The sequence below is a fragment of the Streptomyces spirodelae genome, from assembly GCF_017676385.1.
In the GTDB taxonomy this organism is placed as follows: Bacteria; Actinomycetota; Actinomycetes; order Streptomycetales; family Streptomycetaceae; genus Streptomyces; species Streptomyces spirodelae.
In genome coordinates this window covers 190,333-206,966 of sequence record NZ_JAFFZN010000004.1, presented here as the reverse complement: position 1 = coordinate 206,966, position 16,634 = coordinate 190,333, and the positions used below count along the sequence as shown (strand labels likewise).

Genomic DNA, 16,634 nt, shown 5'->3' with positions numbered 1-16,634 from the left:
CCCTTCGTCCGACCTCGACACCCCACCGACCTGAGGGTCGCTGATCCATCCACCTCGTTTCCCGACGGAGCCCTCCCTCATGACGTACTTCCTCACGCAGGCCGACACGGTTCTCAGCGCCGCACGCGGCCTCGCCCTGGCCAACCCCGGCCTGCTCGAAGTGAACACCAGTCCCCTGTACCTGCGGGCCCGCACCAGCAGCCCCGACCGCACGGTCGCGCTGGTCTCGGGAGGCGGCTCCGGCCACGAACCGCTGCACACCGGCCTCCTCGGCCCCGGCGGCCTCGACGCCGTCTGCCCCGGCGAGATCTTCGCCTCCCCGCACAACCGGCAGATCTACGAAGCCGGCGCGGCCGCCGCGAAGAGCAACGGCGTGCTGCTCATCATCAAGAACTACACCGGGGACGTGATCAACTTTCAGATCGCGGCGGAACGCCTGCGCCACGACGGCATTCCCGTGGCGACGGTTCTGGTCGACGACGATCTGGCCACCGACAAGGCCGACACCGCGACCGGCCGCCGGGGCACCGCCGCAACCGTCGTCCTGGAGAAGCTGCTCGGCGCCTTCGCCGACCAGGGCGCGAAACTGGAGGAACTCGCCGCTCTGGGCGCGGACATCGTCGCACGCTCCCGCAGCCTCGCCGTCGCGGCCCGGGCCCAGACCTCACCCTCGACCGCGGCACCTGCCTTCGATCTGAACCCCGGAACGCTCGAGTACGGTGTCGGTATCCACGGCGAGCGCGGTACACGCACCATCGACCACCGTCCCGTCGAGGAGCTTGTGGCGCAGATGACCGACGACCTGCTCCAGGCCCTGCCCGCAGGGCAGGAGGAGGTGCTGGCCGTCGTCAACGGCCTGGGTGCCACGACCAGTCTGGAACTGCACGCCATCGGCTCGATCCTGCACGACCAGCTGACTGCGCGCGGCATCCAGCCCCTGGCCGTCGTGCCCGGCACGTTCACCGCCGCCCTGGACATGGCCGGCTTCTCCCTCACTCTCACCCGTATGAGGCCGGAGTGGGCCGACTTGTGGACGGCACCCACCGACACGCCGCTCGCCCTTCCCGCCCGCACCCTGGCCCCGGACACCGCGGCGAGTGTGGTCGCCGAACCGGCCGCCGCACACGTACGCGTGAGCGAGGCTCCGGCCAGCCGGGGCATCCTCGACCGCTACTCGGCGATCGTCTCCCAGGCTCATGACAACCTCACAGCGCTCGACCAGCTCGTCGGCGACGGCGACTTCGGCGACAACCTGGCCGGCGGCGTACGCCGGGCGGTCGAGCGGAACGAGTCGGGGAGCGACGGCGTGGCCGCCCTGGCCGAGGCTTTCCTCAACGACGTCGGCGGCACCAGCGGTCCGCTCTTCGGCCTCCTCTTCCAGGAGCTGGCCACCGTCTCCTGGTCCGACGGCCGGGCGCCTGACGCCCTGTCCGTCGCCGACGCGGCGAAGTCCGCCCTGGCCGCCATCCACCGGGTCGGCGGTGCCGAGGTCGGCGACTGCACCCTCGTGGACGCACTCGCTCCCACCGCCGATGCCTTGGCCACTGCCGCACGCGACGGCGCCGACAGCCCCTTCACCGTCGCAGCGGAGGCCGCCGTCGAGGGTGCCCTGAGCACCGCCTCCCTCACTCCCCGGCGCGGCCGCGCCAGCTACGTGGGCGAGCGCGCCATCGGCGTCCCCGACCCGGGTTCCCTCGGCGTGGCGCTGCTGTTCACCGCGCTCGCCGGCGTCTACGAGCCGGCCACCGCCACACGTCTGCCCGACCCGGAGCGCCTCACCTCGCGCTGAGGGGACCGGACCGGAGACCGGCGCGGACCGGCGCGGCCAGGCGCCGGTCACACCGACCACGGCCCGGGCCGGACGGCGTCCGTTCACCGCGCGGCGAGGAACTCCAGCGTGTCGATCACGCGGTTCGAGAAGCCCCACTCGTTGTCGTACCAGGCGACCACCTTCACGTGGCGGCCGTCGACGCGGGTGAGGGCCGAGTCGAAGATCGAAGAGGCGGGATTGCCCGTGATGTCGGACGACACGAGAGGGTCGTCGGAGTATTCGAGGATGCCTGCGAGCGGCCCCTCTGCCGCCGTGCGGTAGGCCGTCAGCACGTCGTCGCGCGTCACGTCACGGGCGACGGTCGTGTTGAGTTCGACGATCGAGCCCACCGGCACCGGTACCCGGATCGAGTCGCCCGACAGCTTGCCGTCGAGGTTCGGCAGCACCAGGCCGATCGCCTTGGCGGCGCCCGTCGTGGTCGGCACGATGTTGACACCGGCCGCACGGGCGCGGCGGGGGTCGCGATGCGGACCGTCCTGCAGGTTCTGCTCCTGCGTATAGGCGTGCACCGTCGTCATGAACCCGTGCTCGATGCCGGCGAGTTCGTCGAGCACCTTGGCCAGCGGGGCGAGGGCGTTGGTGGTGCAGGAGGCGTTGGAGACGATGGTGTGCCGGTCGGGGTCGTAGGTGGCGGTGTTGACACCGAACGCCACTGTGACGTCGGCGCCGTCCGACGGCGCGCTGACAAGCACCTTGCGCGCGCCTGCGTCGAGGTGGGCGCCGGCGGCCTTGGCCGAGGTGAAGCGGCCGGTGGCCTCCAGGACGATGTCGACGCCGAGTTCCGCCCACGGCAGCCGCGCCGGTTCGCGCTCGGCCAGTACCTTGATGCGACGGCCGTCGACGACGAGGGTGTCCCCGTCGACGGTCACCGGCCGCCCGAGGCGGCCCGCGGTACTGTCGTAGGCGAGCAGCCGGGCGAGCGTGGCGGGCTCGGTGAGGTCGTTCACGGCGACGATCTCCAGGGAGCTGTCGCGCTCCAGCAGCGCGCGCAGCGCATTGCGTCCGATGCGGCCGAATCCATTGATGGCGACGCGGGTCATGAGTGGTCTCCCTTCTCTTTCACCACCAGGCTCGCGCGCGGTGCGCGCCGCTGACAGTGGCGGGATCGCCATGGTTCGAAAGGATCTCGCCACTGCGAACACTGCGACCAGTCGCGGCTACGCACCGCGGGTGAAGGTGTGCCGGTACTCGATCGGGGTGGTGCCCAGGATGCGCTGGAAGTGCAGGCGCAGGTTCGCGCCGGTGCCGAGCCCGACGTCGGCGGCGATCTGTTCGACGCTGCGCTCGGAGCGCTCCAGCAGTTCACGGGCCAGGTCGACGCGGGCGCGCATCACCCACTGCATCGGCGTGTAGCCGGTCTCCTCGACGAAGCGGCGGGAGAACGTGCGGGGCGAGACCCCGGCCTGCCGCGCCAGTATGTCGAGGGTGAGGGGCTCGCCCAGCCGGTGCAGCGCCCACTCCCGGGTGGCACCGAAGCGCTCGCCGAGCGGCTCGGGGACGCTGCGCGGCACGTACTGGGCCTGGCCGCCGCTGCGGTAGGGCGCCGCGACCAGGCGGCGGGCCGCGTGGTTGGAGGCGGCCACGCCGAGGTCGCCGCGCAGGATGTGCAGGCACAGGTCGATGCCGGAGGCGGCGCCGGCCGAGGTGAGCACGCTGCCCTCGTCGACGAACAGCACGTTCTCGTCGACCTGGATGTGCGGATACCTGGCCATGAGTGCTCGCGTGTAATGCCAGTGCGTGGTGGCGCGCCTGCCGTTGAGCAGTCCCGTGGCGGCGAGCGCGAAGGCGCCCGTGGAGATGGCGGCGAGCCGGGCGCCCCGCGTGTGAGCGGCGATCAGCGCGTCGACGACGGCCGTTGGCGGGTCCTCGCTATCCGGGTGCCGGTAGCCGGGGACGAAGACGATGTCGGCCCACGCGAGCGCGTCCAGGCCGTGGGCGACGGAGTACGACAGGCCGTCGCCCCCGGTCACCAGACCAGGTTCGGCGCCGCACACCCGTACCTCGTACGGCATGCTCGCGCGGGTCGTGAACACCTGTGCGGGAATGCCGACATCGAGCGGCTTCGCACCCTCCAGGACAAGGACGGCGACGCGATGCAGGCGGGAGGCTGGCATGGGCAAGAGGCTACGTGGGGCATGCATCGGTACGCCCGCTGCCCGGAGCGGCGTGCGGCGGGGAGGCGGCCACGCCCGGAGCGATTGTTGGCTAGGCTGCCGGGGCGTCGGCCAGGCCGACGCGTTCGGGGTTGCGCCGGACGATGGTTCGGACACGAGGGGGACTCGCGTTGGATCGCCTGGCCGGAGCAGACGTGGAAGTCCGGCCCGTCCAGTCCGTGGTGGGCGTGTGACCGGCCGGGCGGCGCCCACGGTGCTGCCCTCGTCGCTGCGCATCCGGCTCGGCCTGGTTGCCGTCCTCGCCGCGCTGGTGGTCGTCGTGCTCGGGGTCCTGTATGCCGGTGACGGCGAGCCGGGCGTGGTGGACGCGCGGATCTGGGCGGCGGTGGACGGTGCGGGGCAGCCGTGGCGGTACGCCGCTACGGCCACGGACTTCCTGGGGGAGCCCGTGGGAGCGGCGGCGCTGGTCGTGGTCACCGTGGCGGGCTGCCTGCTGCTTCGGTGCCCTCGCGCCGCGGTGCTCGCCGTTGCGGGCACCGGGGTGACCGTGGGGACGGCGACGCTGCTCAAGCACATGGTGGGACGCACCATCCACGGCGACGACAACCTGTCCTATCCGAGCGGGCACACCGCCTTCCTCACCGCGCTCGCCCTCGTGGTGGCGCTCCTCACGGCCGGCCGGCTCGGTCTCGGCAGAGGGGCCGGCACGTCACTCGTGCTCGTCGCGGCGCTGGCCGCCGGAGCCGCCATGGGCTGGGCGCAGGTCGCGCTGGGCGCGCACTACCCGACCGACACCGTCGGCGGCTGGTGCACCGCGCTGGCAGTGGTACCGGCCACCGCGTGGCTGGTCGACCGGGTGGCCGACGCCGGCCCGCGACAGCACCGCTGACGTCACGTCACGTCTACGCCAGGCGGCGGAACACGGGCTTCACCGGCCGCCCGTCCAGCCAGGGGGTGGGGTCGGCGGCGTCCAGTGCCTTCCGGTACACCGCACATGCCTGGGACACCACCTCGACGGTGTGGTCGATATCGGCCTCGGTGAGCGCGCTGCTCACCACGAACGAGGGGGCCAGCACCCCGCCCGCGAGGAGCCGGCGCAGGAACAGGGTGCGGTACTGCTGCGACGGCTGCCCGTTCTCGTCGAGGGTGGCGAAGACCAGGTTGCTGGCCCGGCCGCGTACGACGACGTGGTCGCCGACGCCCATACCGGCCGCGGCGTCGCGGACACCGGCGGCCAGCCGCTCGCCGAGTGCGTGCAGCCGTGCGGTGACGCCTTCCTCGACGTAGGTGGTCTGCACGGCCATTGCCGCTGCCAGGGAGTGCGTTTCCGCGCCGTGCGTGGTGGACAGCAGGAACACCCGCTCGCCGGAGTGGCGCAGCCCGCCCCGCTCCATCAGCTCGCGGCATCCGGCCAGCGCGGAGACGGCGAACCCGTTGCCCAGCGCCTTGCCGAACGTGGAGAGGTCGGGGACGACGCCGTACAGTCCCTGGGCGCCCGCCTCGGACCAGCGGAAGCCGGTGATCATCTCATCGAAGACGAGTACGCAGCCGTGCCGGTCGGCCAGCTCGCGCAGCCCGGCGAGGTAGTCCGTGGTGGGGTCTCCCCTGCTCGGACCAGGTTGGGAGCTCGGGAAAGGCTCGGTGTGGGTGGCGGGTTCGAGGATCAGGCAGGCGATCTCGCCGGCGTACCGGGTGAGCAGTTCCTCGGTGGCGGCCAGGTCCCCGTACGGGAACGCCACGGTCAGCTCGGTGGTCGCGGCCGGGATGCCGGCGGACATCGGCGTGGTGCCGATGAACCAGTCGTCGACGGAGAAGAACGGATGGTCGGCGCAGACGGCCACCCGGGGGCGCCCGGTGACGGCCCGGGCGAGGCGCACGGCGGCGGTGGTGGCGTCGGAGCCGTTCTTCGCGAACTTCACCATCTCGGCGGTCGGCACCGTGGCCAGGAAGCGTTCCGCGGCCTCGGCCTCCACGATGGACGGCCGGACGAAGTTGCTGCCGCGGTCGAGTTCGCGTCGCACCGCCTCGGTCACGCGCGGGTGGGCGTGACCGAGGCTGACCGACCTGAGGCCGGAGCCGTACTCGATGTAGCGGTTGCCGTCGACGTCCCACACGTGGGCGCCGCGGCCGTGGCTGATGACGGGGGCGAGGTTCTCGGGGTACTGGTCGTCGCCCTTGGCGTAGGTGTGCGCGCCCCCGGGGATCACGGCGTGCAGCCGCTCGTTCGCCGCCCGGGACCGGGGCAGGAGGAACTCTCCGGCGTTTCGGGTGTCTTCGGTGTCCACGCCCGCCTCACCTCTCCTTCTGCTTCAGGACCTCGGCGAGGCTCGGCGCCTCCCGGTCCCGCTGGGACATCGATGTGGCGGGAAGCGGCCAGGGAATGGCGAGCTCCGGGTCGTCGAAGGCGATCGTCACGTCCTCGGACGGATCGTGCGGGCGGTCGATCCGGTAGGAGATGTCAGCGGTTTCGGTCAGCGCCTGGAAGCCGTGCGCACACCCCGCCGGGATGTACACGGTCAGCTGTGTCTCGCCGGACAGCTCGAAGAAGGCCCGGCCCAGGTACGTCGGCGAATCCGGCCGCAGGTCCACGACGACGTCGAAGATCCTCCCGTACGAGCACCGCACCAGTTTGGCCTCGCCCGCGCCGGAGCGCAGGTGCAGGCCGCGCAGCACGCCCCGCACCGAGCGGGAGAGGCTGTCCTGGACGAAGGTGTCGGGTGCGAGGCCCACCGAGCGGATCACGTCGGCGTCGAAGGTGCGGCAGAAGAAGCCGCGTTCGTCGGCGTGCGGCGTCGGCTCGAACAGGTAGGCACCGGAGATCTCCGGGACTTCGGTCGCTTTCATGGAATCTCCTGCCGGGTGTGGGTGTGGGTGCGGGTGTGGGCCCGGCCGTGGCCGGTCGCCGGGAACAGGGCTGCGGTCAACTCGGCGAACTGGTCCTGGAGTTGCCGTGCGGCGACGAGGTTCCGCTCGGCGAGGGTCCGCCGCAGCTCGACGGACCGCCGCTCCAGCGCCTGGAACTGGTCCAGCAGCCGGTCGGCGTCGACCTCGCGGGCGGGGTGGCAGTACGCGCCCAGCCCCATCCGGTCCATGAGCGCGTCGCTCTTCGCCGCATAGCTCAGGGCCAGCGTGGGCGTGCCGGCCTTCAGCGCGCAGACGAGGTTGTGGTACCGGGTCGCCACCACGGACTCGGCAGCCGCCGTCTCCTTCATCAGGTCGGCCAGCGAGGCCGCCTCGGCGGCGGTGACCAGCGGCGAGTCCACCGCGTCGAGGATCGCGGCGACCACCGGCCGGTCGACGTCGTCGCCGATGAGCAGCCGGACCGGCCTGCCGTCCCAGGCCAGGGAGCGTACGAAACGGGTCGTCCCGTCCAGGTAGCGCCGGTGGATCTCCTCGGCCCGGGCACGGTCGTCGTTGCCGCCGTGGAAGGCCATGACGCCGACGCAGACCGGGCCCCGCGGGCCCGAGTGCTCCGTCGGCTCTGCCTGTTCCGAGAAGACGATCGACCGCGGCATCGGTAGGGCGAACGCCAGGTCCGGGTAGACCTCATCGTGTCCGGCGTCCACGCCCATGTCCCGTATGGCATCGCGGGACAGCGCGTCCCGGTACGACCGGTACGCAGCCAGCCGTGCCGACCAGCGCACCAGTGCCCGGGTCGACCGTTGACCGATCGGGGCTGCGCCGACGCCGACCAGCGCGACCCGGGTGCCGAACAACCGGCCCGATGCGCAGAGCAGGAACAGCGCGTACGGGAAGCCCCACGGCCGCAGCGGCAGCGTGGCCTCCAGGACGCCCATGCCCGGCACGATCACGACGTCGTGCCGACGCACCCAGGCGGCGGTACGGAAGACGTCGACGAGCTTGCCCAGTCCCTTGGCCGCGATCGCGCCCGCACGGGACGCGGTCCGGTACTCCGCTCGGTACCAGTGCAGCCGCGTCGCGGGTATCCCGTACCGGGCCGTGACGGTCTCCGGTCCGCCGCACAGCGCGTCCACGACCGCCTCCGGGTGCTCGGCGCGGAGATATCCGAGTACGGCTTCGAGCGATCCGTCGTTGCCGAGGTTGCCGGAGCCGAGCAGGCCGAACACCCCGACGCGGGCAGCGATCACGCCTGCCTCCCCGCACTGCCCTCACGCCCGGCGACGAGCGCGTCGACGGAGACGGTGAGCACAGCCGGGTCGACCGGGGCGCGGTCCTCGACCCGCTCGCCGGCGCCCGGCCGGGCCCGGCTGGTCATCCACGCGGCCAGATGGCCGTAGCACGCGCGGCGTTCGGCCGAGGACAACGGTGCCCGCCGGATCGCCGAGACGAAACCCCAGACGTACTCGGCGAGCAGCCGGGGCGTCGGGTGCAGCGGGCCTGCCCGGCGCGGGTCCAGGTTGACGCACCGGGAACGCTTGGAGGGGTTCGCGCGCTCGGCGCGGGTGGGGTGGTCGCGGCGGAAGTACAGCAGCTCCGGCACCTGGTGGAAGGGGCCGTGCAGGGCGATCTCGGCGACGAACGTGCGGTCCGCGTGGTGGTAGCTGTCGTGCGGCTTGACCCGGCGCAGCACGTCGGCGCGCATCACTCCGTAGAAGTCGTCGCCACCGGGCTCGAACAGCACGCTGCGGAAGCGCTCGGGCGCGTGCGGCGAGTCGGTGGCGAGGGTGTACGCGTACGGGACCTTCACCTGGCCGTCGCCGTCGATCACCGCCTGGCCGGTGTGCGCGAGGATCACGTCCGGCCGCTCGTCCAGTGCCTCGACGCAGCGCCGCAGCAGGTCCCGGGCGTACAGGTCGTCGTGCGAGGCCCACTTGAACAGTTCGCCGCGGCACTCGGCGAACACGTGGTTGTGGTTCGGCGCGGCGCCGATGTTGCGGGGCAGTCGGAGGTACCGGATGCGTGAGTCCCGCGCGGCGTACTTCCGGCAGATGCCCTGGGTCCCGTCGGTGGAGGCGTTGTCGGAGATGACGAGTTCGAAGTCCTCGTAGGTCTGGCCGAGCAGTGCTTCGAGCGCCTCGGGAAGGTACTCCTCGCCGTTGTACACGGGCAGGCCGATGCTCAGCCGGGGAAGGGCGGTCATGGCGTCCTCACTTCGCGTATGGGGTCGTGGTGGTGCTCGCGCAGCGCGTACCGCAGGTGCAGCCACCACACGGCCGAGCCGCAGACGGTCGCGGCGGCGACGCCCCAGGCCGAGCCGACCGTGCCGGCGAGAGCCGCTCCGCCGAGCCCGCCGCCGACGTAGCAGGTGGAGGCGAACAGCTGACAGCGCAGGCTGCGCCGGGCCGCGCCGAGTGCGCGCAGCCCGGCCGCCACGCCGGTGCCGAGGCCGGCGCCCGCGACGCCGAGGGTGATCGGCACGATGAGCTGCGCGGCGGAGTGCCAGACGCCGCCGAGCACCAGCTCGCCGAGCCGGTCCGGCATCAGCAGCAGCGCCCCGCCCCAGAGCAGTGCGGTGGCTGCCTGCCCCCCTCCCAGCAGGAGGCAGAACGTGCCGAGGCGGTGCGGGGCCCGGCGCAGCACCCGTGCCGCCTCCGGAACGGTGACCAGCGACAGCCCCATCAGCACGGCGAGGAACGGGCCGAGCAGGAGCTCGGCGCCCCGGACCGCACCCACCGCGCCGACCCCGACCATCGCGCCGAGCCCGTAAGCGCGCAGCTGACTCGCGCCGCTGAGGCTGACGTTCTCGACCAGGTACCGGTAGCCGAGATCCCGCTGCTCGCGAAGCCACCCGCGCGCCTCGGTCAGCCGGGGCCGGACACCGGACTGGACGTGGCCGTACCCCGCCGCCACCGTGGCGGACGCGCCCCAGGCGAGGACGAAAGCGGCCACGGTGCCCACGCGGGCCGCCACGACCATGGCGGGGACGAGCGCGACGCCCCACACGACGTCATTGACGAACGCCTTCCGCCCGGTGCCAGCGGCGAAGAACGAGAACCGCCAGGCGTCCTGCAGCAGCAGCCCCGGCAGCATGACGCCGAGGGCGGCGAACGCGGGCCCCACGCGACCGCCGAGGCCGAGCCCGACCGCCACGGACGCTGCGCCGATGACGCCACCCGCGCCGAGTGCGGTCCCCGTCGACCGGGCCACAGCGCCGCGCCAGGACGTGTCCGATACGCCGCTGAAGCGCACCACCAGCGGGTCGGTGGCAAGGCCACGGGAGACGTTGAGCACCACCCCGTACGTCACCCACGCGAGGCTGAACACGCCGAACGCGGTCACCCCGAGCGAGCGTGCCACGTAGATGCCGACGGCGAAGTTGGTCATGCTGGAGGCCGCCTGGTCGGCCAGTCCCCAGGACAGCCGGCCGACGACGGCCCGCCGGGCTGATCGGATCGGTGGCGCCGCTGTCCGCGGATTCTCCCCCTCGGCGGTCATCGGCGTCAGCCCTTGATCAGCCCGGCGCCGTGCAGGGCGCCGGCCGCTTCGGCGACGGTGTCGAACGGCAGTCCGGACCGATCGGCGACGTCCAGCACACTGTGCAGGCCGTCGGAGAGGCTGAGCACCCAGAGCATGGCCAGCTGGGCCTGCTTCGCATCGCTGCGGCCGCCGAGCGCTTCGTACAGTCCACGTCGGCCCAGCTGTGGCTCGCCGTAGGGACTGAGGTTGAGATACCGCCGGTTGCGGTCGAGGACGGCGAACGCCTCGCGGCACACGGCGAGCGTGTCCGCCATCGCCTCCGGGGAGACGAAGTCCAGGTTGTCCGCCGAGGTGTGGTATTCGGGGTAGCCCGCGTACGGGGTGCGGGTGAGCGAGCCCACGCCGAGGTCGAAGCCGGGCGAGCAGAACTGCCGCTCGTCGTAGCCGTACGGAGTGAACTCCGCGACACGGTGCGGGCGTTCGGACGCGGCCAGTACGTGTGGCAGCACACGGTCGATCTCCGCGTCGCCGCGCCTGCTCCGCTTGTACGTGAGCGATCCCCGGTCTCCGGCGCAGGCAAGCACGAGCCCGTGCTTGACGCGGTCCACCCGCTCCCTGTTACGGGCCAGCCAGGTGATCGCGCCGATGGTGCCGGGCGCGAACAGGAACCGGTAGGTGTAGTACGGCGTCCGCTCCGCCAGCGCCCGGGCCAGGAAGGTCGCCACCGCGATACCGGCCAGGTTGTCGTTGGCCAGCGAGGGGTGGCAGACGTGGCAGGAGACGAGCACCTCGTCGGTGACCTGCCCGGGGACGACGTGCTCGGCGTAGGTGAGGTGACCGTCGGCGAGTGTGGAGTCGATGCGCACCTCGTACTCGCCGTCAGGCAGCGCGTCCAGGGTCCGCTGCGCCAGGCAGAATCCCCAGTCCGGCTTGTAGTAGCTGGTGCGGTACGGCACCCAGGACGGGTGGTCCGGCAGGGTGTGCAAGTGCGAGCGAAGCTCGGCCAGCGGCATGGTCGCCGACACCGGCACGCTGTAGCCCAGCACGTGCAGACTGGACGCGGCGAAGTCGACGACCCGGTTGCCCGCGGGGTCGGCGATGTAGGCGTCCCGGATGTTCCATTCCTGCGGAACCGTCCAGTCGAGCACCTGCGTCCCGGTCGGCACCTCGTGCACCTGCAGCGGAAGGTACTCGCCGACGATCTTCAGGGTGGCGCGCACCCCGTCCCCCGTGATGCTCCGGCAGAGCGGGTACATCCGCTCCACCAGCGCGTACATCTCTTCGCCGGGCGCGGTCACCGGCCGGTCGCCGGGCACGGTCACCGGCCGGTCGCCGGGCGCGGTCACCGGCCGGTCGCCGGGCGCGGTCACCGGCGCCACCGCAGGGTGTCGTCAACGGCACCGGCCTCGGACGCCGCGCGCAGCACGGCGAGGCGGGTGAAGCGTTGCTCGAAGTCGTCCCGGGTGAGTCCGAACTCGCGGTAGGCGGCGGCGAGTTCGAGCGCCCCCCGGTTCACCGTCCACTCGCAGCCGAAGCCGGGTATCGCGGTGCGGAACCGGGAAAAGTCCACCCGGTACGAGCGCGGATCGGCGCCGGTCTCGCCGCTGATCACCACCTTCGCGCCGGACACCGCCTCGGCGACCTGCTCGGCTATCTCGGCGACCGTGACGTTGTTGATCTCGCTGCCGATGTTGAAGGCGCGGGCGTGCACCGCTTCCCGCGGCGCTGTCAGCGCAGCCGCGAAGGCCCGTGCGATATCGGCAGCGTGCACCAGAGGACGCCAGGGCGTGCCGTCGGAGAGCACCAGGACCTCGCCTGACAGCAGCGCGTGGCCCACCAGGTTGTTCAGCACGATGTCGGCGCGCAGCCGGGGCGAGTAGCCGAAGGCGGTGGCGTTGCGCATGAACACCGGGCTGAAGTCGCCGTCGGCGAGCGCGTGCAGGTCGTCCTCCACCCGTACCTTGGACTCCGCGTACGGCGTCACCGGGCGCAGCGGGGCGTCCTCGCCCACCAGGTCGTCGCCGCCCGCCGCGCCGTAGACCGAGCAGGTCGAGGCGTAGAGGAAGCGGCGTACTCCGGCCTCGCGGGCCAGCCGGGCAAGGCGTACGGACGCATGGTGGTTGATGTCGTAGGTGAGCTCCGGAGCCAGCGATCCCAGCGGATCGTTGGAGAGCGCGGCCAGGTGGATCACGGCGTCGACCCCGGCCACATGGTCGGCCGAGACGTCGCGCAGGTCCACCCGATGGCCCTGCGGCGGGTCGGCGGGCGAAGGGCCGAGGACGCACTCGGCGAACAGGCCGGAGTCGAGACCGACGACCTCGTGTCCGGCGGCCGTGAGGACCGGGGCCATCACGGTGCCCAGGTAGCCCTGGTGTCCGGTGAGCAGCACGCGCAAGGTTCATTCCCCCAGGTTGAGAGTGAGTTTGGTGACGGCGAACGCCTCGGCGTAGCGCTCGTGGCATTCGATGCCGCGGATGCGCGCGAGACCGAGGAATGCCTCGCGGTCGTACCAGGGCCGGTGCCGCTGCGAGGGGTAGTGCTCCTGCAGCAGCCGCACCTTCTCTTCGGCGAGCTGAGGTGACAGCGGCTGATACGCCGTTGGACGGCCGAGGTCGCCGTCCCATTTGACGATCTCGTAGCCGAGCACGAGGTGGTCGCGGAAGGCGGTGGGTATCAGCTTCGCCAGGGCGCGGTGGTCCTGGTGCGCGTCCTCGGTGCGCGGCGCCAGTACGAGATTCGGCTCGGTGCGTGCGCGCAGCTCCTCGACCGCGACCTTGGCCTCCTCCCAGTGTGCGGGCAGTTGGCCGTCCGGCAGCTTGTGCACGGTCAGCCGCAGGTCGGCGCCCGGGCAGAAGGCGGTGAGCGCGGTCTGCTCCTCCTGCTCCCGCTCGCTGCCGCCGCCGGAGAGCACCAGCGCGTCGACGCGGATGCCCGGCCGCGCGTGGCACAGCGTCAGCAGTGTGCCGCCGGCGCCGATGGCGATGTCGTCGCAGTGCGCGCCCACCGCGACGATCCGGTCCAGGGACCCGGCCCCGAGGCGGATCACGCGCTCACCCCCGCTTCGTCCTGTTCCCACACGGCCCACGGTCGCTCGCCCCGGGCGTAGGCGGCGTCGAGCGCGGCCCGCTCCTTCACGGTGTCGGTCGGCTTCCAGAAGCCGCGGTGCTGATACGCCACCAGCCGGCCGCGCTTGGCCAGTCGGGCGCATCCGTCGGCGACCAGGTCCCCGTTCTCCGGTATGTGGTCGAAGACCTCCTGGCGGAGTACGAAGTAGCCGCCGTTCTCCCACAGCGGCAGTTCACTCACTGCGGTGATGCCCCCCACCAGCCCGCCCTCGCCCAGCTCCACGCAGTGGAACGAGGACTGCGGCGGCACGACCATCATCGACGCGCCCGCGTCGCGCCGGGCGAACCGCTCGATCATCTCCGGCAGCGGGGCGTCGGTGAGTACGTCGGCGTAGTTGGCGAGGAACATCTCGTCGCCGTCCAGGTGGTGCCGCACCCGGCGCAGCCGCTCCCCGATCGGTGACTCGATGCCGGTCTGCGCGAACGTGATCGTCCAGTCCGAGATGTCGGTGGACAGCAGCTCGGTCCGCCCGGCGCGCAGCACGAAGTCGTTGGACGTCGTCTCCTCGTAGTTGAGGAAGAAGTTCTTGATGTGGTGGGCCCCGTAGCCGAGGCACAGGATGAACTCCGTGTGCCCGAAGTGCGCGTAGTAGCGCATGACGTGCCAGATCAGCGGCCGCGGGCCGACCATCGCCATCGGCTTGGGGATGTCGTCGGAGGCTCCGCTGCGCATCCGCAGCCCATAACCGCCGCAGAACAGTACGACCTTCATGGCTTGACCTCGACGATGCTCAGTTCCGGAATGGGAAAGACCAGCCGACCGCCCCAGTCGCCCACGAAGGACAGCTGCTCGACCAGCTCCGCCCGCAGGTTCCACGGGAGGACGAGGACGTGGTCCGGCCTGTCGGCGGCCAACTGCTCGGGCGGCAGGATCGGGATACGGGTGCCCGGGGTGAACCTGCCGTGCTTGTAGGGGTTGCGGTCGACCGTGTACGGGAGCAGGTCGGGCCGGATGCCGCAGTGGTTGAGCAGGGTGTTGCCCTTGCCCGGGGCGCCGTAACCGACGACTGTCTCACCGCGCTCGGCTGCCTCGATGAGGAACTTGAGGAGGTCCCGGCGCACCTTGGCCACCCGCGCTGAGAACTCGGTGTACCCGGACAGCTCCTGCAGCCCGGCAGCCTTCTCCCGGGCCAGGACGTCGGCCACCCTTCCCCGAGCTCTCGGCTCCTCCCCCAGCCTTCGGCCGGGATGTGCCCCCAGAGCAGGGGACATCCCATTGGCCGGCTCTCCCGTCGCCTCGGTCGGCCGGGCCCACAGCCGGAGGGAGCCGCCGTGCGTGGGCAGCAGTTCGACGTCCACGAGCGCGAGCCCGCCGCCGGCCAGCGCGCGGCTCGCTGAGGCGACCGTGTAGTACTGGAAGTGCTCGTGGTAGATCGTGTCGTACTGGTTCTCCTCGATCAGCGTCAGCAGGTGCTGCACCTCGATGGAGACCCAGCCGTCGTCGGCGACCAGGGCGCGCAGTCCCCGGGTGAACCCGACCACGTCGGGGATGTGCGCGTACACGTTGTTGGCCACGACCAGATCCGCCGGGCCGTGCTCGGCGCGGACGTGCGAGCCGGTGGCCGGGTCCAGGAACTGCGTGAGCGTGGGTACACCCGCCTCCCGCGCCGCGGCGCCGACGTTTTCCGACGGCTCGATGCCCAGGCAGCGGATCCCCCGGTCCACCATGTGCCTGAGCAGGTACCCGTCATTGCTGGCGACCTCGACCACGAAGGCGTCCTTGTCCTCGGAGTCGAGACCCAGACGTTGTACGGCTTCGGCGACGAACGTGCGCGCGTGCTCCACCCAGGAGGTGGAGTACGAGGAGAAGTACGCGTACTCCTTGAACGTCTCCTCCGGCGTGATCAGCGGCGGGAGCTGCGCCAGCCAGCAGTCGGTGCACACCCGCAGGTGCAGCGGGTACGCCGGCTCCGGCTCGTCCAGTCGGTCCGCGGCGAGAAAGCTCTCACATGGTGGCGTCGCCCCGAGGTCGACGACGCTCGCCATCGCTTCCGAGCCGCAGAGTCGGCATCGTGTCATCTACTTCCCCCCATTGGTTCCGTCCGACCCGCGATCGCGGTGCGGTACTCCTCCACCAGGCGCTGGAGGCCGACGGCAGGGCTGAAACCCTGCTCGTAACGGCGCCGGGCCGCCTGGCCCATCTCCCGGTTGCGGGCCGGCCCGGCCGTGACACGGCGCAGGCACGCCGCGAGCGAGGCGGGCTCACCCGGGCGGTGGAGCAGCCCGGTCAGTCCGTCCTCGACGAGTTCGGTGAAGGCGCCGTGACCGGCGGCGACCGCCGGGACCCCGGCCGCCATGGCCTCCACGACCACCAGGCCGAACGCCTCCAGCCACGTCGAGGGCGCCACCACGGCGACCGACCGCGCGATGGCCTGCCGGCACTCGGCCGGGTCGTACAGTCCGGCGTACCGCACGTCGTCCCGGCCCGCAGCCCAGGCCGTCACCTCCTGCTCCAGTGGCCCCGCGCCGGCGATCACGAGCGGTACGCCGACACCGCCTTCCGCGGCGATCCGGTCCCACGCGGCCATGAGCAGCCGCACGCCCTTGACCTCCGCGAGCCGGCCGAGGTAGAGCAGGTGCTCGCCGGCGCCCGCTCGGCGCTCGTCCGGGTCGGCCACGAAGTTGTGCTTGACCGTCAGCCGCTCGGGTGGCATGCCGGACCGCACCAGGACGTCGCGCTGCGCCGCGGAGATGCACAGGAACCGCTCCACTCCTGACCACCACCGCCGCCGGTTGACCGACAGGCTGACGGCGAGCGGCACCGTCGCGAGGCGGGAGTTCCGGTAGCAGCCGTGCCGGACGGCGGGCAGTGGTGCCGAGCCGACGCACTCGGTGCACGGGTGGCCGTCCCGCTGCAGGGTGCCGGGTGGGCAGATCTGGGTGTAGTTGTGCAGCGTGGCGACGGCGGGCACGCCGGCGTCGGCGCAGGCGGCCAGCACCGCGGGTGACAGGAGCGGGAAGACGTTGTGGACGTGCACCACGTCAGGGCGCGAGGTGCGCAGCCGGGCGGCGAGCTCGGTGCGGACCGCCGGGTTCCACGGCACCAGCAGCGGCACCGCGGCCTTGCTCAGCAGGGACCGCGCTGCGATGTCGTCGCTGCGCCGTTCGAACACCTCGACCCGGTGGCCGGCCGCGCGCAGCAGCCCCACCTCCTGGTCGACGACCTTGTTCTCGCCGCTCGGCTGCGCCGAGGCGTAGCGGTTGTGCACCACGAGGACGTGCATG

At 72.0% G+C, this 16,634-nt stretch carries 15 protein-coding genes; 2 read left to right on the top strand and 13 right to left on the bottom strand.

Features of this window, described 5'->3' with window-relative positions:
• Positions 1-79: 79 nt before the first annotated feature.
• Positions 80-1,789 carry a dihydroxyacetone kinase family protein gene (locus JW592_RS06775; protein ID WP_209263991.1) on the top strand — a complete coding sequence of 570 codons (1,710 nt, stop codon included), beginning with the start codon at positions 80-82 and terminating at the stop codon, positions 1,787-1,789.
• 83 nt (positions 1,790-1,872) lie between these two features.
• Here the strand turns inward: JW592_RS06775 and gap are convergent, their stop codons facing one another.
• On the bottom strand, positions 1,873-2,871 hold the full coding sequence (gap, locus tag JW592_RS06770) for a type I glyceraldehyde-3-phosphate dehydrogenase (RefSeq protein ID WP_209263990.1): 999 nt from the start codon (positions 2,869-2,871) through the stop codon (positions 1,873-1,875).
• Positions 2,872-2,988: 117 nt separating this feature from the next.
• A complete protein-coding gene (locus JW592_RS06765) occupies positions 2,989-3,945 on the bottom strand; it encodes a GlxA family transcriptional regulator (protein WP_209263989.1) in 957 nt (318 codons plus the stop codon).
• A 229-nt stretch (positions 3,946-4,174) separates the two neighbouring features.
• Here JW592_RS06765 and JW592_RS06760 point away from each other — a divergent pair, with 229 nt between their 5' ends.
• Positions 4,175-4,834: a phosphatase PAP2 family protein gene (locus JW592_RS06760; protein ID WP_209263988.1), complete on the top strand. Its 660-nt coding sequence runs from the start codon at positions 4,175-4,177 to the stop codon at positions 4,832-4,834.
• A 13-nt stretch (positions 4,835-4,847) separates the two neighbouring features.
• On the opposite strand, the gene JW592_RS06755 is transcribed toward JW592_RS06760, so the two are convergent.
• The 11 genes from JW592_RS06755 to JW592_RS06705 form a co-directional block, all read right to left on the bottom strand.
• Positions 4,848-6,230 (bottom strand): glutamate-1-semialdehyde 2,1-aminomutase, encoded by a 1,383-nt coding sequence (locus JW592_RS06755; RefSeq protein ID WP_209263987.1) that lies wholly within the window; start codon positions 6,228-6,230, stop codon positions 4,848-4,850.
• Between the two features lie 7 nt (positions 6,231-6,237).
• Entirely contained in the window at positions 6,238-6,789 is a 552-nt protein-coding gene (locus JW592_RS06750; protein WP_209263986.1) for a dTDP-4-dehydrorhamnose 3,5-epimerase family protein, read from the bottom strand.
• The gene (locus JW592_RS06745; protein WP_209263985.1) at positions 6,786-8,054 is read right to left on the bottom strand and encodes a polysaccharide pyruvyl transferase family protein; all 1,269 of its coding nucleotides are present in this window, start codon (positions 8,052-8,054) and stop codon (positions 6,786-6,788) included. Before JW592_RS06745 ends, JW592_RS06750 begins: the two co-directional genes overlap by 4 nt.
• On the bottom strand, positions 8,051-9,007 hold the full coding sequence (locus JW592_RS06740; protein ID WP_209263984.1) for a glycosyltransferase family 2 protein: 957 nt from the start codon (positions 9,005-9,007) through the stop codon (positions 8,051-8,053). Before JW592_RS06740 ends, JW592_RS06745 begins: the two co-directional genes overlap by 4 nt.
• On the bottom strand, positions 9,004-10,302 hold the full coding sequence (locus tag JW592_RS06735; RefSeq protein ID WP_209263983.1) for an MATE family efflux transporter: 1,299 nt from the start codon (positions 10,300-10,302) through the stop codon (positions 9,004-9,006). The genes JW592_RS06740 and JW592_RS06735 overlap by 4 nt, the downstream gene beginning before the upstream one ends.
• 5 nt (positions 10,303-10,307) lie before the next feature.
• Positions 10,308-11,561 (bottom strand): DUF4910 domain-containing protein, encoded by a 1,254-nt coding sequence (locus tag JW592_RS06730; RefSeq protein WP_209264125.1) that lies wholly within the window; start codon positions 11,559-11,561, stop codon positions 10,308-10,310.
• An 89-nt stretch (positions 11,562-11,650) separates the two neighbouring features.
• Positions 11,651-12,679 (bottom strand): NAD-dependent epimerase/dehydratase family protein, encoded by a 1,029-nt coding sequence (locus JW592_RS06725; protein WP_209263982.1) that lies wholly within the window; start codon positions 12,677-12,679, stop codon positions 11,651-11,653.
• A 3-nt stretch (positions 12,680-12,682) separates the two neighbouring features.
• On the bottom strand, positions 12,683-13,330 hold the full coding sequence (locus JW592_RS06720) for a PIG-L deacetylase family protein (protein ID WP_209263981.1): 648 nt from the start codon (positions 13,328-13,330) through the stop codon (positions 12,683-12,685).
• Positions 13,327-14,121, bottom strand: coding sequence for a sugar phosphate nucleotidyltransferase (locus tag JW592_RS06715; RefSeq protein ID WP_209263980.1), 795 nt, complete (start codon positions 14,119-14,121; stop codon positions 13,327-13,329). Before JW592_RS06715 ends, JW592_RS06720 begins: the two co-directional genes overlap by 4 nt.
• A complete protein-coding gene (locus tag JW592_RS06710; RefSeq protein ID WP_209263979.1) occupies positions 14,118-15,428 on the bottom strand; it encodes a class I SAM-dependent methyltransferase in 1,311 nt (436 codons plus the stop codon). Before JW592_RS06710 ends, JW592_RS06715 begins: the two co-directional genes overlap by 4 nt.
• Entirely contained in the window at positions 15,425-16,633 is a 1,209-nt protein-coding gene (locus JW592_RS06705) for a glycosyltransferase (RefSeq protein WP_209264124.1), read from the bottom strand. The genes JW592_RS06710 and JW592_RS06705 overlap by 4 nt, the downstream gene beginning before the upstream one ends.
• Position 16,634 lies beyond the last annotated feature (1 nt).

Bases quoted from the DNA above. Each gene is read 5' to 3' on its own strand.
- JW592_RS06775 (WP_209263991.1), top strand. From the start codon at position 80: ATGACGTACTTCCTCACGCAGGCCGACACGGTTCTCAGCGCCGCACGC.
- gap (WP_209263990.1), bottom strand. From the start codon at position 2,871: ATGACCCGCGTCGCCATCAATGGATTCGGCCGCATCGGACGCAATGCG.
- JW592_RS06765 (WP_209263989.1), bottom strand. From the start codon at position 3,945: ATGCCAGCCTCCCGCCTGCATCGCGTCGCCGTCCTTGTCCTGGAGGGT.
- JW592_RS06750 (WP_209263986.1), bottom strand. From the start codon at position 6,789: ATGAAAGCGACCGAAGTCCCGGAGATCTCCGGTGCCTACCTGTTCGAG.
- JW592_RS06740 (WP_209263984.1), bottom strand. From the start codon at position 9,007: ATGACCGCCCTTCCCCGGCTGAGCATCGGCCTGCCCGTGTACAACGGC.
- JW592_RS06735 (WP_209263983.1), bottom strand. From the start codon at position 10,302: ATGACCGCCGAGGGGGAGAATCCGCGGACAGCGGCGCCACCGATCCGA.
- JW592_RS06730 (WP_209264125.1), bottom strand. From the start codon at position 11,561: ATGTACGCGCTGGTGGAGCGGATGTACCCGCTCTGCCGGAGCATCACG.
- JW592_RS06715 (WP_209263980.1), bottom strand. From the start codon at position 14,121: ATGAAGGTCGTACTGTTCTGCGGCGGTTATGGGCTGCGGATGCGCAGC.
- JW592_RS06710 (WP_209263979.1), bottom strand. From the start codon at position 15,428: ATGACACGATGCCGACTCTGCGGCTCGGAAGCGATGGCGAGCGTCGTC.
- JW592_RS06705 (WP_209264124.1), bottom strand. From the start codon at position 16,633: ATGCACGTCCTCGTGGTGCACAACCGCTACGCCTCGGCGCAGCCGAGC.